Below are 16,781 nucleotides of genomic sequence, written 5' to 3' on the forward strand. Positions count from 1 at the left end.
TAAAGCTTTTGCCATGAAAAGCTAGTGGAGGGGAAAATAATAATGAAGATTGAAAGAGTATTTACAGAAGATAGTAAACGTACGGTAGAAGATTTATTTAAGGAGTTTATTTCCAATCAGATAAACAATCTAGTGCAAGACTACAAAGAAGGCATACACAACAAAAAAGAGCAAACTAACGACTTGTAAAAGCAAATCCCTAATTAATAAAAAGACCTTTCAGACTCCATACTGACGTTTACCAATATCTCAAACTTGCTCGAACATATTTAGAACTTGCAATTTCTAAACTTTGTGTATGCTTGCCATTGAATCACAAATAGCATACGCATTTGGAGGGGATTATATTGACTGGCTCACTTACAACAATCGAAGAGACACCACTTTCAGGAATGGGAATGGCATACGGAATTGACAATAAATTTACTGAAGACTACGATATGAGTAAGGTGAATACACGCACGCTCAATGATGAGGAGAAGAAAGTCATGAGATGCGTAGCTTTTATTCGAGTATCAACAAACAAAGACGAACAAAAGGATTCTTTAGTCAATCAGAAGCAAATGTATATAGATACGATCAAAAAAAACGGTTGGGAACTCTCCGACTTCTACTATGAAATCGAAAGTGGTCGCTATTCGGATCGTGATGAAATTAAGAGATTCTTAAATGATTTAAAAGAAAATAAGTTTGATGTTCTTTTAACAAAGGAAATATCCCGTATCTCCAGAAATTCATCTTTATCCTACCTTATTCGTGATTCAATATCAGAAAAGCAGCTACATTGGGTTTCCTTGGATAACTCGATCAATACATTAATCGGTAATACCCAAATGTTTGGTTTACATGTTTGGATGCATGAAAACGAATCCCGAACAACTGGAGAGCGCATCAAATCAGTTCTCGATATGAAAGCTAAAAACGGAGAATTTAATGGTTCGAATCCCCCGTATGGATACACGGTAAAAGATAAGAAGTTGTTTATTAACGATGACGAAACTCCACTAATCGTTAGACGAATATACCGTGAATATTTAGCTGGTAACGGACATGACGCTATTGCACGTGGTTTATATAACGAAAGCATTCCAACACCTTCAATGAAACAAGCTAGAAAAAATGCGAGCGATGAATGGCATGGATCTTCAATTCGCATTATTTTAGAAAATCCGCACTACACAGGAAGTCTTGTTCAATCTAGAACAAAAAGCGTTAGTATTACTTCCCGGAAAAGAGTTGCTAAAAATCCAGATGAAATGATTATCGTTAAGGATACACATGAAGCGATTATTTCCCAAACGGATTTTGATCTTGTACAAAAAATAATACAATCCCGAAAAAGAATTAGACCACAAGCAAATACCCGACTCTTTTCAAATATCATTTATTGTGCTGATTGTGGAAGAGCTATGCATTACAAAAAGGTAACTACTTAGGTAGGTCTTACTTATTAGAAAGTAAACTTCCCACATTGGACTGCTATCAAAGAAGAAAGTACCCCACGATTCTGCTTTCGAACAGTAGAGACGAAGCCACGGATTCGGGCGAATCTTTCTGCACCTTTGACTGTACGAAAGGATCCTGATACCTTTTGTTTTACCTTCATCCTTCGGACATCACGTTCGGCTAAACTGTTATCAAAAGGTACACGGTCATCTCGAATAAACCGCAGAATGGCGGTTTTGTGATTTTGAAAACGCTCTCCCAGATTAGCGGCTTTACTCTTTTTCTTTCGTCCACGTTTGAGCGGGGCATCGGGGACGGGGGCTGTAAACCATTCAATTTCACCCAGACTCAAAATAGCGTCATACTCGGCTTCCCATTCAGCCATTTTGAATTCATCCACCAAGATCCCTGATTTTCTAGCTTTTTTCGTTTCGCTCCAAGTTTCCTGCAGGAACTTCTGCATATCAGCAGCCCATCGATGCTTGTCATGGTCCATAATCCCTTGACACTCACGAAGAAGATGGGCTCCACACATCGCATGTTCATAGGAATAATCGGTTGTAAAATAGGGTGCCCAAAAGTCATGAACAAGAATACCCTCGTACTTGGAAAGTATTCCATGCTCATTGATGGCGTCTTGTCCGCGTTTTTCATGGGCATGATACAGCGTCCAGTCTTCACTGCTTACCACGTGTAGCCACTGTGTTTTATCCTCGATACGCAGACCGGTTTCATCTGAATGAAGAACGTCACTTTTTATGATTTCCTGTTGAATGTGTTTTTCAATGGGTTCAAGCTCTTCGTGAAACGCGTCCAAACGATTAAGAAGTGTTGCTTCGCTTGGGCGGTAACCCGTCATATCTTGAAAAAACTGGCTGATTCGTTCGAGGGGAAGTAGTTGAAAGGTATGTAAATAAGCACACCAAGCAGCCCAGCTGTCGCCATACTGGACGGGTGCTTTCACGTTTTCTGGGAAAGGAGCTTGTTGTTTACTTGTGCAGTTCGGACAGCACTTTTTTTCGAAACGATGCTCCGTAACTACAATTTTAGGAAGGGGTAAATCGAATACTTGACGACGGACATACCCATCAGCTGGAATGTCTTCAAGGGAAGTCGCACAATGGGAACAGGATTGAACTGGATGCCATTCGATTACATCTGGTTCATCAACCATGTTCAAAGTATATCCGTCATGATTCTTTGGGGCTCCCTTCTTGCCTCCAGATTTGCGCATACTTTTTGGCTTGCGTAGTCCATCACTTGAAGGGGGCTTACTACTGTTGGCACTTGTCAAACCAACTTGACGCTCTAACACGTTTACACGGGTTTCTAGCTTTTCGATATGCGTCAAAAGGGTCGTAATAAACGTTGCGATGTCAGCCGGTTTGCCATGACTGATCTTCTCAATATCCTTAGCAGAGTATTGCATAGTGGCTATCCCCCTTTCATAATCTTCGATGTTGGTAATCTATTCATTATACCTCATTTGTTTGAGTTTTGAAATTGGGTACCTAAGTAGTTACACAAAAAGAATAGTAGGGGATATGTTTGTGGAAATTTCAATAAGCACGGGAAAAAGAAATGTAGTCATCATAGGGTGCGAGAAAACAATTTGATTGAGATATTACAGCAAGAATTTAAGCAGTTGAATAGCGGATTCAAAGAGAACGACGTATTCTCCCAACTAGAAGCGGAAATGAACAAGGAATCCGTGAATTTGGAGAAAAAGATCCCGGCACTTGAGCGTCGTTTAGAACGAATACAAAAACAAAAAAATAAGGCAATGGACTTCCATATGGATGGTAATACGACTAAAGAGGAATATCATCTTTATATTGAGTCTAAAAGAAATAAGGAATGCAAAATACAAGATGAGATTGTTTCTATAAAAGAAACTTTTTCAACTGATGATGATATTGAAGGTCTTAAATTGATCAAATCTCTTCTTATTGATTTGTTGTCGTTCGAGAAATTAACTTCTGATATTTTGAATCGCTTCATAGAAAAAATCGAAATAAAAGCAGAAAGAAGCCCGAGAATCCACTATCGATTCTCGGACACGCCTGCTCTTTATTTACTCAATTCTAGAAACGCACAACATTCCACGTGACTACTATGCGGGAACATATCCACCGGCTGCACTTCCTGCGTGCGATACCCACCGTCTTCAAGAATACGCAAATCCCGTGCAAGTGTAGCTGGGTTACACGATACATAAACAACACGTTTCGGTTTATATTCCAAGATTGTTTTCAATAGTTCTTCGTCGCAGCCTTTACGCGGCGGATCGACGACTAGCACGTCGAATCGTTTACCGTCCTTATACCATTTCGGGATGACGACTTCTGCGGCACCTGCTTCAAAATAGGTGTTTGTGATGCCGTTCAGTTCCGCATTTCGCTTTGCATCTTCAATTGCTTGTGGGACGATTTCTACGCCGTACACTTCTTTCGCTTTTTGGGCGATGAACAATGAAATTGTACCGATACCGCAGTAGGCATCGATGACTGTTTCACTCCCTGTTAATTGAGCATAGTCCAGGGCTTGTCTGTAAAGAACTTCCGTCTGTACTGGATTGACTTGATAGAAGGATCTTGCGGATATTTCAAAATCGATGTTGCCGATTGAATCGACGATAACTGGTTTGCCGTACAACAGAATTGTTTCATCGCCGAAAATAACGTTTGTTTTTTCTGTATTGACGTTTTGCATGATGGATGTCACATCTGGAGCGAATCGTTTGATGAGTTTAATGGCTTCATCTTGTTGTGTGAATTTCTTCTTGCGCGTTACTAGGATAACCATCAGTTCGCCAGTTGCATGACCTTTGCGAACGATAAGATGACGCAACATACCTAGATGTGTTTTCTCGTCGTATGCATCGATGCCAAGTGCATGAAGTTCATATTTCAACATCGTCATTAAGTCATCCGCTTCGTGACTCTGGATGAGGCAGACGTCCGTGTCGACGATGTCATGTGTACGGGATTTATAAAAACCGGATACGACTTCGCCATCGCGTTCACCGAAAGGTATTTGTGATTTATTGCGATAGCGCCATGGGTTGGCCATTCCTTTTACGGGGTGGACAGGTACATCGGGTAGTTTGCCGATTCGATCTAGCGCATCGCGGACCGTTTTACGTTTTTGTACGAGTTGTGCTTCGTAGGATAAGTGTTGCATTTGACAGCCACCGCATTCTGAAAACACATGGCAAGGTGGTTTGACACGGTCTGGTGACGCCTTGATGACGTTCAATAACCTTGCAAATCCGTAGTTTTTCAACGTTTTTCCTACTTGTATCTTAACTTCTTCGCCTGGCAGCGCACCCGGAATGAAAAGCGGATACCCTTCAACTTTTGCGACACCTGAGCCATCATGTGTTAAGTCCTCTACGAAGACGGTAAGACATTCATTTCTATGAACAGTAAAAGACATGTTTTTTTCCTCCAAATAATTCTCGATGTCTTATAGTAACACGGTGGAGCTGAAAAAGAAGGTGTTGCGGTCCATTTAGGTTGCTTGTTTCGATGAATAGTCGCTTGGTCAGTGGAATTGGTCGCTTGGTTCAAAGATTAGTCGCTTCGGCAATGGAAATGGTCGCTTGATTCGAAGATCAGTCGCTTCGGCAGTGGAATTGGTCGCTTGATTCGAAGATTAGTCGCTTCGGCAACGGAATTGGTCGCTTGGTTCGAAGATTAGTCGCTTCGGCAACGGAATTGGTCGCTTGGTTCGAAGATTAGTCGCTTCGGCAACGGAATTGGTCGCTTGGTTCGATGAATAGTCGCTTCGGCAGTGGAAATGGTCGCTTGATTCGAAGATCAGTCGCTTCGGCAATGGAAATGGTCGCTTGATTCGAAGATCAGTCACTTCTACTATGGAAATGGTTGCTTGGTTCAAAGATCAGTCGCTTCGGCAATGGAATTGGTCGCTTGATTCAAAGATCAGTCGCTTCGACAGTTGTATTGGTCGCTTGGTTCAAAGATCAGTCGCTTGTACAGTGGTATTGGTCGCTTGATTAAGAAATCAGTCGCTTCAATAGTGGAATCTGTCGCTTGTTTCAAAAATTAGTCGCTTCAACAGTGGAATCTGTCGCTTGGTTCGAAGATTGGTCGCTTGAACCGAAACATTAGTCGCTTACACCATATTTAATCAAAAAAAGAGCAGACGCACTACCGACGTCTGCTCCCTACTTATTTTTCATCTTCTATCTGTTTCCTCACTGCCTCATCCATTGGAGCAATGACAAACGCCAGAACGATTCCCCCGATGAGTACGATGAATGGTGCGTAGAACATTAGAAAGTGTGTCATGAATCGGTTCCTCCCTTATGCATGGTAATCGCCTTTTCCGCGGACATAGTCTTTATCGAACAGGAACAGGCGCATGAGTAGAACTAATGACGGTATCAGCAAGCCAAGCCCTAGAATGAACGCAATAATAAGCGATATTGCCATTGCTGGATTTGTGAAGCTGTCGTAAATCGTCAAATATGGATAGAGCAAATAGGGATAATGTGATGCGCCATAGCCGAAAAAGGCAAAGACGAATTGCCCTGCAAGTAAGCTGAACGCCAATCCATACTTTCGACGTTTCCAAAGTAACCATACCGTTCCGACAAACATCAGAAATGAAATGAGGAACATCGGCCAGAACATCTGAATATTGCTGTAGTGCAAAGGATTATGTTGTCTCAATTCAACGATGATACCGCCCGCTGTAATTATCGTCGGCAATGCCCAAATGAGCGCATATTTCCGCAGAAGATTCGTGGCTTCAACATCCCGCGCTTTATTGGCATACCAGGTTAGGAACACCGCCGAAATATAGAGCGTTGCAGAAATACTTAAAAAGACAACAGCCCATGTAAGCCGGCTCGTAAATAACAACCAATAATCAAGTACGGGATTTCCATCCACCATCGTCACGAAACCGCCTTCGGATATCGTCAAAACAATCGATAGTGAAGCAGGGATTAGTATTCCCGCGAGTCCATACATGAACGAATAGCCTTTATGGCCACGCGTACCGTATGTTTCAAACGCATAGTAGGAGCCTCGAATTGCGATTAAGATGATTCCTATGCTAACGGGAATCAACAGAGTCGTTCCATAATAGAACGCAGTTTTCGGAAAGAACCCGATGATTCCAACGAAGAAGAAGACGAGGAAAACATTCGTCACTTCCCACACGGGTGATAGATAGCGCTGAATCACATTTGTCAAGACACGTTGTCGACCGGTGAGTAGGCTGTATGCATTGAAAAATCCTGCTCCGAAGTCAATCGCGCCTACGAGTATATAACCGAAAAGGAAAGTCCATAAGACGGATATGCCGATTATCTCAAGCGTCATAATACGTCACCGCCTTTCTCCATTTCACGGTCTTCAATTTCACGTTCAACCGGATTGTTGCGGAACATCCGTCTTAACACGACGATACTCCCAACACCCAACACAAGATAGAGTAACGAGAATAAAATGAGCATCGAATCGACATGTGCACTCGTCGTAGCGGCTTCCTGTGTCCGCATTATATGGCGTAGGATCCACGGCTGTCTTCCTACTTCCGCTAGCCACCAACCTGCTTCAATTGCTACAACCGATAGTGGACCACCCAGTACGATGAGCCAGCGGAACCACCTTGCCCTCACCATTGCCCAACGCCGCTTCATACCGAACCAATACACAGCGGACAGCACTGTCATCCAGACGCCAATCGTCACCATGATGTCGAAAAGATAATGGATGTAAAGGGGTGGAACCTCATCTGGTGGAAATTGATCCAGACCGATCACTTCCTCAGTGAAACTGCTGTGCGCGAGGAATGATAAAGCGTACGGAATTTTAATAGCATATTTAACTTCCCCATCTTTAAGGACACCGTACATGATTAGCGGAGCATTGCCCTCTGTTTCAAAATGCCATTCTGCAGCAGCCAATTTTTCTGGCTGATATTCCGCTAAATATTTCCCAGAGAAATCGCCGATAATTGCTGCCGCTATTGCGAAGACAAGCCCGACTTTCATCGTAAGGTAAAGGGCCTTTTTATGGTATTCGTGATTCGATCCTTTCAATAATCGAAATGCAGCGATTGCAGCAAGTACGAAGGCGGCTGTCATATAAGCTGTCACAACGACATGTGCCACTTTCGTCGGCATCGCTGGGTTGAACATCGCAAGCAATGGGTTGATGTTGACGAGTTCCCCATTGACGATGTCGAATCCGCGCGGTGCATTCATGAAGGCATTGACAATCGTAATGAATACAGCTGAGAAAGATGCCCCGACTGCAACAGGAATGAGCAGAAGAAAATGTTTTTTCTGGTTTTCAAAACGATCCCATGTATATAAATAGATGCCGAGGAAAATTGCTTCAAAGAAGAACGCAAATGTTTCCATGAACAGCGGAAGTGCAATGACATTCCCTGCAAGTTCCATGAAATTTGGCCAGAGCAATGATAATTGAAGACCGATAGCGGTTCCGGTTACAACTCCGACAGCGACTGTGATGATAAAACCGCGTGCCCAACGACGGGCGAGTAAAATATAATGTTCATCATTTTTCTTAATCCCTACCCACTGGGCAATCATAATCATAAGCGGTACACCAACGCCAATTGTAGCGTAAATGATATGGAATGATAAGGTTAGTTCTGTTAAAACGCGCGAAAAAAAGACGGCTTCTTCATTTCCCATCCTTGTATCCCCCTTCAGCTTCCAAATAGTCTACCAATGATGGATATCAGCATAATCCCTGCGACAATGAATGCAAGCCACATAAGACGTTTTTCATGTATTTTGTACATGGGCAGCACACCCCTTCAATTCTATCTTGATTCTTAGCTATACCCTCTATTCAATATGATAATGCGAAATTGAGTAGAAATATGAAAATTATTTGCGCATCGAGGTTTTTATTTCGTTTTACCTCTTGAAATAGAAAAGCTGCACACACGTCATATTGCGACACGCACACAGCTTTATCCTCTTAGAAACAGCTTTTGTTTATTTAACGACTTATTCTAGGCAACGATCAGTCCATTAGATCCGATCTTGTTCTCTTAAATCCTCCAATGGTGCAAACATTTTAATATGACGGTAGAGATTTTCGAACTTCGCTGGAAGTAAACCGCCATATTCTCCATCTAGATTCAGCAAAACATCTTCTGAAGAAGTCACAGTAATTTTTTCCGCTCTTGTTGAAATAACAAGCGGATCATTCAAATGTTCCCCTCTGATTGCAAGAGATACCACACGAATGAATTCCGCAATATTGCATTTCTTCAAAATGATTAACGTGAATTTGCCATCATTGATGCTAGAGTCCGGTGCCAGCTTTTCGAAGCCTCCAACCGAATTCGTCAATCCAACTAGAAACATCATCGCGTCATCATCGAATACTTCTCCATCATATTCAATCCTTACATGTGAAGAATGAATGGATGGCAGCATTTCGATGCCTTTTAAATAATACGCCAGTTGACCGAGTACGGTTTTAAGTTTACTCGGAACATCATACGTCAATTCCGTCATCCTGCCGCCACCCGCGATATTTATAAAGCAACGGTCATTCATGAGTCCGACATCGACAGGAATCGTTTCTCCTCGGACGATGATATCTACAGCGGCATCAATATCTCTCGGAATATGCAATGCACGTGCAAAGTCGTTTGTTGTTCCAGTAGGAATGAGCCCAATTTTCGGACGTTTTTCAAATGGGCTAACGCCTGCAACCACTTCATTCAGCGTGCCATCCCCGCCAGCAGCGATAATAAGGTCAAAGCCTCGTTCCACTGCATTTTTAGCAGCCTCTGTTGCGTCTCCTTCACAAGTTGTCGCATGGCAAGAAGTTTCATAGCCAGCTATCTCAAGTTTCGCAAGGACTTCCCCAAGATGCTTGCGAAATACCTCACGGCCAGACGTCGGATTATAAATAATTCGTGCACGTTTCATCCGAATTTCCCTCTCTATTCCTACAAATAATAATTTGCAATGGTTATTTAATTGAAAGTGCTAAGTATGACGATTGTTCAACATAGTTAGTTGCAACGCGGTTCTCGGTCATGCTTGCTTCTGTACGACCGGCAGAAATGTTTTACGGATATCTTCGTATACCGTCAACCAAAGTTCGGGCTTGGACGTATATTCCGCCATGATTCGTTCCATGAACAGCTGTTGCTTCTCTTTAAATTCCGGTGCATCCGCTGGTGGTAAGTCTTTCCGCAAACCCATGACATATTCTTGAATCGTGGCCGCACGTGGTCCCCATTTCGCTTCAACTTCACCGTTTTCATCCAAAAGAAGGTAGACAGGAATCGACCTGCCACCGTTTGTCAGATGTTTATCAATTAAATCCGTGTCATTGTCACGATAAACCGTTCGTACATCAAGATCAGCGGCTTCCGCAATTCGCCGTAGAATAGGGTTGTTCATCATCGCATCTCCGCACCAATCTTCTGTGATAACGAGGATATTGAGTTTCTTAACCTTCAACAGTTCTATGAATTCATCGTCTTGCGGGACTTCAAATTGTTCATAGATGCGAAAACTATTTTCTTTATGGGTTTCCATCGTATCCATATATGCTGAGAGTGAAATTGCTTCATCAAAATAGTGCTTTTCTGTTTTCATCAATCATCCACACTCCTTTCCTATCAGTTTAAACTGTCCTATGGTGCGAATCAAATACAAAGTCCAGAAAACGCCCTATGCGCTGACTACTTAAAGTCTTGCATAGGACGCCCATATCAAAAACGCCTCGGCGAATTGTGCCCAGATTTTGAATTGGGCTTGCCCAATTGACTCCTTTAAAATCTGTGGCATCCGCCGGAGGCTTTAGCTTCATTCAGCAGGGGTTTGAATCCCTGCTGAATGAAGTTAAAAAATTTCTATCGTTTTGCAATTTCTTCGAGAAGAATTTTATTGACGAGTGGCGGGTTTGCTTGCCCTTTCGTCGCTTTCATGATTTGGCCGACGAGGAATCCGACAGCGCGTTCTTTTCCGTTTTTGTAGTCTTCAATCGATTGCTCGTTGGTATCCAATATGTCCGTGACAATCTTGCGCAGCGTGCCTTCATCAGAAATTTGGACGAGTCCTTTTTCTTTAACGATGTCAGCTGCATTACCGCCGTTCTCAATCAATTCTTTGAATACTTTCTTCGCTATTTTGGATGAAATCGTGCCATCCGAAATAAGCTTGATCATGCTTGAAAGTCCTTCAGGTGTAAGTTCAGTTGCACGAAGTTCTTTTTGCTCAGCGTTTAGATACGCTGAAACCTCTCCCATAAGCCAGTTAGATGCAAGTTTTGCATCTGCACCTGCTGTAACAGTCGCATCAAAGAAATCGGACATTTCTTTTGTCAACGTCAACACCATTGCGTCGTAATCAGGTAAGTCTAACTCATTGACATAGCGTTCTTTACGCGCATCTGGAAGTTCAGGAATTTCCGCACGAATACGTTCCATCCACGCCTCGTCAATATGGACTTCTGATAAATCAGGGTCGTTGATGAAGCGGTAGTCATTCGCACTGCCTTTTATCCGCATGAGCACAGTTTGGCCCGTCGCTTCATCATAACGGCGTGTTTGTTGCTCAATCTCCCCGCCAGATAACAAAATTCCCTCCTGACGTTCCACTTCATTCGCAATCCCTCTACGCACAAAGTTGAAAGAGTTCAAGTTTTTTAATTCTGTTTTCGTTCCGAATTCCTTTTGGCCATATGGACGAAGGGAAATATTCGCATCGCAACGAAGAGAGCCTTCTTCCATTCGTACATCAGAGACACCTGTATATTGAATGATTGCTTTTAACTTTTCAAGAAATGCATACGCTTCTTCCGGTGAGCGAATATCTGCTTCCGTAACGATTTCAATAAGTGGCGTCCCTTGTCTATTTAAGTCGACAAAAGAGTGACCTTCGTCCGTATGTGTCAATTTCCCCGCATCTTCTTCAAGGTGAACACGTTCGATACGAATTTTCTTCTTTTTCCCGTCGACTTCAATTTCAACCCAACCATTAGAACCGACTGGTCGTTCATCTTGGGTAATTTGGTAGGCTTTCGGGTTATCCGGATAGAAATAATGTTTGCGATCGAAATTCATGACAGTTGCAACGTCACAGTTCAATGCCATTGATGCTTTCATACCAAAGTCAATTGCACGTTTGTTAAGCGTTGGTAATACACCAGGATAGGCCAAGTCAGTGACATGGATATTCATATTCGGTTCCGCACCAAAATGAGCATGTGCGGGTGACATGATTTTTGTATCTGTTTTAAGTTCTACGTGAACCTCAAGGCCGACAATCGTTTCAAAATTCATTGTTATTTCCCCTCCCATATGTCCGGAGTGCTTGTATGGAAATCAGTGGCTTGTTCATACGCATGCGCAACTCTGTATACTGTCGCTTCATCGAAATGCTTACCGATGATCTGTAAGCCAATCGGCAAGCCATCTGCAAAACCACAAGGTACGGAAATTGCTGGAACACCAGCCAGATTGATTGGTACAGTCAATACATCATTCGCATAAAGCGTCAATGGATTGTTGATCAATTGACCCATTTCGTAGGCTGTTGTTGCTGAACTTGGCCCGATGATAACATCGTATTTTTCAAAAAGATTCGCAAAGTCTTGAGCGATTAATGCACGTACTTTTTGTGCTTTTACATAAAGATCCTTATGATGATCTGCACTTAGCGCATAGGTTCCGTAAAGAATACGTTTTTTCACTTCGTCTCCAAATCCTTCAGAGCGGGAACGCAAGTATAGTTCCTCAAGATTTTTCGCATCTTCAGGACGATAGCCATATCGGATTCCGTCAAAGCGTGAAAGGTTTGATGACGCTTCGGATGAAGAAATGACATAGTACGTAGGCGATGCATACTTAACATGTGGAAGTGTAACTTCCTCCCACTCCGCACCAAGTGACACTAGCACATTCAATGCTTCCTTCACGGCGTTTTTAACTTCTTCCGCTACTCCATCACTAAGGTATTCTTTTGGAACACCGATTTTCAAACCTTTGACATCGCCCGTAAGTGCAGCTTTGAAATCAGGTACTTCATTAGGTGATGTCGATGAATCTTTCGGATCTACGCCTGCAATTGCACTAAGTAAAAGCGCATTATCCTCAACATTTCGTGTAATCGGCCCGATTTGATCGAGTGACGATGCAAATGCGACAAGACCAAAGCGTGAGACGCGACCGTATGTTGGTTTCATACCGACAACGCCACAGAATGCTGCTGGCTGGCGAACGGAACCACCTGTATCCGAGCCAAGTGCGAACGGCACTTCACCAGCCGCAACTGCTGCCGCTGGACCACCCGATGAGCCGCCAGGAACATGCTTCAAATTCCATGGGTTATGCGTTTGTTTAAATGCAGATCGTTCAGTCGTCGATCCCATCGCAAATTCGTCCATATTTAGTTTTCCAACAGTCACCATGCCTGCTGCATTAAGTTTCTCAACGACCGTCGCATCATAGACCGGTACGAAGTCTTCAAGCATTTTACTTCCGCAAGTTGTAACAACGTCCTTTGTTACAATATTATCTTTTAACCCGATAGGCAGACCAAATAATGGTCCTCTGCCTTCTAAAGGTTGATTGTCTAATTGTTCGGCCCTTGCAAGTGCCTCATCATCGGTTATTGTAAGGAACGCTTGTACATCCCCGTCAATTTTAGCAATACGAGTAAGTGATTCTTTAGTCAATTCTTTGACAGACACTTCTTTTTTATGTAAAAGCGATTGAAGTTCTGTTGCCGTCTTTGTCAATAATGTCATTTTTTCTCCTCCTCAAATCCACACATCAAAGGATGTTCGGCACTTTTATCATTCCAGCTTCATGTTCTTTTACGCTTTTCAACATTTCTTCACGGTCAAGTCTATCTGTCGGTATATCTTCACGTAATACATTAATAAGTTTAAGTGGATGGGTCATGGGTCCAACATTTTCCGTGTCAACTTCTTTTAATGCATCTGCAAAACCAATCATATCACTTAGTCGTGAAGCATATGATTCCGCTTCAGAATCCGTCATGGCAAGTCTCGCGAATTTTGCGAAGTAGTAGACATCATCTTTCGTAAATTGTGTCATATTCTCTCCCCCTCATCATTAGTTGTACGATTCATCATAACACCTTCTGTTAATGGTGAAAAGTTAGGAAAATCAATAGCCATAAATATGAACATAAGGGTCATTACTTTTAGCTTCATTGACTATAAGCGCTTCTGGCCCATTTACTGAAGTTATACTTACTTCGGTATGGATATCCGGAAAATACTTTAATACACGAGAAGTCATATATTGTGTAAAACCAATTATTTCACTCGTACCGAAAAACTGAATAGGCACTTCTATTTTGAGTGATTTCAAATTGTCTTCTTTATAAAACCCAGTGCCAATGACATTGACGAAGCTCGGAAAATATTGATCAATATCCTGCTTAAAATTATTGAATTTCGTATTGATATCCCTATAATTATCAGTGTCAGTGTCTGACGACGCAGGGAATACCACGTACTTTTCATTAACTTCTTTCCACCCTGTTAATGCTACTTGACCTTTACCAGCAACCGCTGTTGCAAAGTAAGTACCAGGGACAATGGAGTTTCGACTTGCCTGTTTAAACAATCCTACGACAATCGGGACCTCTCCAAGTCCTTCCTGCTTACGGAGGCGACTAACAATTTCTTCAGCCATCTTCATTCCCTGTTGTTCAATCACCTTACCCGAAATTTCAGCCTTTTGCCCACTCTTTGTATAATAGATTGAATTAAGAGCAAGACCAATCGAAATACCCGAAAGTTGAACTTTATTCTTATCGGTCTTGACTAAGTAATTTTGTTCGACAATATGTGCAAGATAAAGGGGTGCCTTTGCTACTATTTGCTCGTCAGTCATCCCTTTTTTAATCGGGGGATTCAACCCAGCTTTATTTACTGAACTCCTTGAGAGCCAAGCGCCAGTCATTTCTTTATCGATATATTGCCCCTCTTGGAAGAGGTGGGTTTTTGGGGCGAAGTTTGGGACAGACAGACGCAATAACCCCTCTTCCGCCTCTTTCATATCATATTTCGTATAGATATTTGGTATAACAAGTCCGCGGCTTGCGCTTTTCTTGAAAGGCTGTAGTATCCTATAATACTCATCTTTCAGTTGTATATCCGGAATCATGACCGTTTCTTCGATACTTTCCTCGTTCTCTTGAATGAATTCCTCCTTTTCCGTTCCGAATGAAGGGAGACATCCGCCAAGCAATAACACAACTGAGAGTCCAGGGATTACAAATAACCTTTTCATCCTATTTACTCCTTTTCGCTGAGTGCTTCAATCAGCTTTTCTTCATTCCATACCGTGATTTCAAGTTCCTCGGCTTTTACCAGTTTCGAACCGGCGTCTTCCCCCGCAATGACAAGATCGGTCTTCTTACTTACACTACCACTTACTTTTCCGCCAAGTGCTTCGATTCTCTCTTTCGCTTCACTTCGACTTAGTATCGTTAACTTTCCTGTTAATACAACTACCTTACCAGCAAATGGTCCATCAGTTGGTACATCTTGTCTGCTACGCCCTTTGTACGTCATATTCAGGCCGTAGGATTCCAACTTACGGAGCACTTCAACGACGTCTTCATTGCTGAAGTAGGTTGTAATGGAATTAGCAACTTTATCACCGATTTCATGGATTGTTAAAAGATGGTCTACATCCGCTTTCATCAACGCATCAAGTGTACCAAACTCTTCCGCTAGTATTGCCGCTGCTTTTTCACCGACATGTCGAATTCCAAGTCCAAAGAGCATTTTTTCTAGGGAATTCGTTTTTGAGGCTTCAATTGCGCTCAGAAGATTGAAGACCGACTTCTCACCCATCCGTTCCAGCGCAAGTAATTGCTCATTTGTTAGCGTATATAAATCCGAGACATCGTGAACAAGGCTTGAACGATACAATTGATCGACTACCTTTTCTCCAACGCCTTCGATGTTCATGGCATTGCGGGACACAAAGTGGATGATTGCCTCTTTCATCTGTGCAGGACATTGCGGATTCACGCAACGAAGGGCAACTTCCCCTTCAATACGCACAAGTTCCGAGTCACATTCCGGACAGTTTTTCGGCATTTCAAACGGTATTTCGTCCCCAGTACGCCTTTCGACCAATGGGGCAACTACTTCAGGGATGATGTCGCCTGCTTTCCGAATAATGACGGTATCGCCGATTCTGACGTCTTTTTCTTTAATAAGATCCTCATTATGAAGGGATGCACGTCCGACTGTAGAACCTGCAACTCGAACAGGCTCCAAAATAGCGGTGGGCGTAACTACACCCGTCCGTCCAACACTTAGTTCGATAGCCAGTAATTTCGTCATTACTTCTTCGGCTGGGAATTTATACGCGATTGCCCATTTCGGACTTTTAGCAGTGAAGCCAAGCTGTTCTTGCTCTTCAAAACGGTCGACTTTCACGACAATCCCATCGATTTCATAATTAAGATTGGAGCGCTTTTTCGTCCACTTCTCGATATAATCAATCACTTCTTCGATTGTGGCACAACGTTGCCGTTCCTTATTTGTTTCAAATCCGAGTACTCCAAGATGATCCAAAGAATCCGAATGTCTATCTTGTCCGTATGCACTACCGTCGCCGCCAATTCCGTAGACGAAAATCGCTAAGTTTCTACTAGCAGCCATTTTCGGATTGAGCTGACGAAGTGAACCCGCCGCTGCATTTCTCGGGTTCGCAAACGGCTCTTCCCCTGCCTCGTCACGTGCGGCATTCAAGTCGACGAACGACTTTTTCGGCATATACGCCTCGCCACGTACTTCAATTGTACTAGATTCATTCAACCGGAGTGGAATTGTTCGGATTGTTTTTAGATTGGCCGTGATATCTTCTCCGATCGTTCCGTCCCCTCTAGTTGAACCTTGTACAAATTTCCCATCAAGGTATCTGAGTGAAATAGCTAATCCATCAATTTTTAATTCGCAAATATAAGAGACATCACCTACGGCTGTCTGGACGCGTCTGTCAAACTCTCTCAAATCCTCAGCATTAAAAGCATTAGATAGACTAAGCATTGGATACGCATGAACGACTTTTCCGAATCCAGCTAAAACTTCACCGCCGACGCGCTGCGATGGAGAGTCTGGGTAGATGAGGTCCGGATTTTCCGCTTCAATTGAAAGTAGTTCCTGCATATGTTCATCATAAACCTTGTCGGTCACAACCGGATTGTCGAGCATATAGTAGGCCCGTCCATACGTATGAAGTAGATTGTTCAATTCTTCCACTCGCTTTTCGAGTTCGCTTCGATTCATGTTCATTTTTCCTCC

15 protein-coding genes are annotated in these 16,781 nt (G+C 42.8%); 3 read left to right on the forward strand and 12 right to left on the reverse strand.

The features are described from left to right. The first annotated feature begins 42 nt into the window (after window positions 1-42). Window positions 43-189 (forward strand): hypothetical protein, encoded by a 147-nt coding sequence (locus H4683_RS15275; protein ID WP_192599698.1) that lies wholly within the window; start codon window positions 43-45, stop codon window positions 187-189. Window positions 190-347: 158 nt separating this feature from the next. Further along, the gene (locus H4683_RS15280) at window positions 348-1,436 is read left to right on the forward strand and encodes a recombinase family protein (protein WP_192599699.1); all 1,089 of its coding nucleotides are present in this window, start codon (window positions 348-350) and stop codon (window positions 1,434-1,436) included. A 14-nt stretch (window positions 1,437-1,450) separates the two neighbouring features. Here H4683_RS15280 and tnpC read toward each other — a convergent pair whose 3' ends face one another. Then, window positions 1,451-2,875 (reverse strand): IS66 family transposase, encoded by a 1,425-nt coding sequence (gene tnpC / locus H4683_RS15285; protein ID WP_192599700.1) that lies wholly within the window; start codon window positions 2,873-2,875, stop codon window positions 1,451-1,453. A gap of 183 nt (window positions 2,876-3,058) precedes the next feature. Here tnpC and H4683_RS15290 point away from each other — a divergent pair, with 183 nt between their 5' ends. Continuing rightward, a complete protein-coding gene (locus H4683_RS15290; RefSeq protein WP_192599701.1) occupies window positions 3,059-3,556 on the forward strand; it encodes a hypothetical protein in 498 nt (165 codons plus the stop codon). Here the strand turns inward: H4683_RS15290 and rlmD are convergent. The 11 genes from rlmD to ligA all read right to left on the reverse strand — a co-directional run bounded on the left by rlmD (window position 3,517) and on the right by ligA (window position 16,766). After that, window positions 3,517-4,884 (reverse strand): 23S rRNA (uracil(1939)-C(5))-methyltransferase RlmD, encoded by a 1,368-nt coding sequence (gene rlmD / locus H4683_RS15295; RefSeq protein WP_192599702.1) that lies wholly within the window; start codon window positions 4,882-4,884, stop codon window positions 3,517-3,519. The genes H4683_RS15290 and rlmD overlap by 40 nt on opposite strands. Window positions 4,885-5,639: 755 nt before the next feature. Beyond that, window positions 5,640-5,759: a cytochrome bd oxidase small subunit CydS family protein gene (gene cydS / locus H4683_RS22420; protein ID WP_420826564.1), complete on the reverse strand. Its 120-nt coding sequence runs from the start codon at window positions 5,757-5,759 to the stop codon at window positions 5,640-5,642. Between the two features lie 15 nt (window positions 5,760-5,774). Next, complete coding sequence (locus H4683_RS15300; protein ID WP_192599703.1) at window positions 5,775-6,800, reverse strand: cytochrome d ubiquinol oxidase subunit II; 1,026 nt, start codon at window positions 6,798-6,800, stop codon at window positions 5,775-5,777. Further along, window positions 6,797-8,143, reverse strand: coding sequence for a cytochrome ubiquinol oxidase subunit I (locus H4683_RS15305; protein ID WP_192599704.1), 1,347 nt, complete (start codon window positions 8,141-8,143; stop codon window positions 6,797-6,799). The genes H4683_RS15300 and H4683_RS15305 overlap by 4 nt, the downstream gene beginning before the upstream one ends. Before the next feature lie 345 nt (window positions 8,144-8,488). Next, on the reverse strand, window positions 8,489-9,400 hold the full coding sequence (locus H4683_RS15310; RefSeq protein ID WP_192599705.1) for a diacylglycerol kinase: 912 nt from the start codon (window positions 9,398-9,400) through the stop codon (window positions 8,489-8,491). Window positions 9,401-9,508: 108 nt separating this feature from the next. Beyond that, entirely contained in the window at window positions 9,509-10,078 is a 570-nt protein-coding gene (locus tag H4683_RS15315) for a thioredoxin family protein (RefSeq protein WP_192599741.1), read from the reverse strand. 257 nt (window positions 10,079-10,335) lie between these two features. Further along, entirely contained in the window at window positions 10,336-11,766 is a 1,431-nt protein-coding gene (gene gatB / locus H4683_RS15320) for an Asp-tRNA(Asn)/Glu-tRNA(Gln) amidotransferase subunit GatB (protein WP_192599706.1), read from the reverse strand. Window positions 11,767-11,768: 2 nt separating this feature from the next. After that, the gene (gatA, locus tag H4683_RS15325) at window positions 11,769-13,232 is read right to left on the reverse strand and encodes an Asp-tRNA(Asn)/Glu-tRNA(Gln) amidotransferase subunit GatA (RefSeq protein WP_192599707.1); all 1,464 of its coding nucleotides are present in this window, start codon (window positions 13,230-13,232) and stop codon (window positions 11,769-11,771) included. A gap of 25 nt (window positions 13,233-13,257) precedes the next feature. Beyond that, window positions 13,258-13,545 carry an Asp-tRNA(Asn)/Glu-tRNA(Gln) amidotransferase subunit GatC gene (gene gatC, locus H4683_RS15330; protein WP_192599708.1) on the reverse strand — a complete coding sequence of 96 codons (288 nt, stop codon included), beginning with the start codon at window positions 13,543-13,545 and terminating at the stop codon, window positions 13,258-13,260. Between the two features lie 72 nt (window positions 13,546-13,617). Then, on the reverse strand, window positions 13,618-14,751 hold the full coding sequence (locus H4683_RS15335) for a CamS family sex pheromone protein (protein ID WP_192599709.1): 1,134 nt from the start codon (window positions 14,749-14,751) through the stop codon (window positions 13,618-13,620). A 5-nt stretch (window positions 14,752-14,756) separates the two neighbouring features. Next, a complete protein-coding gene (gene ligA / locus H4683_RS15340; RefSeq protein ID WP_192599710.1) occupies window positions 14,757-16,766 on the reverse strand; it encodes an NAD-dependent DNA ligase LigA in 2,010 nt (669 codons plus the stop codon). Between the last annotated feature and the right edge of the window lie 15 nt (window positions 16,767-16,781).

The sequence above is a fragment of the Sporosarcina limicola genome, assembly GCF_014873855.1.
Classification (GTDB): Bacteria; Bacillota; Bacilli; order Bacillales_A; family Planococcaceae; genus Sporosarcina; species Sporosarcina limicola.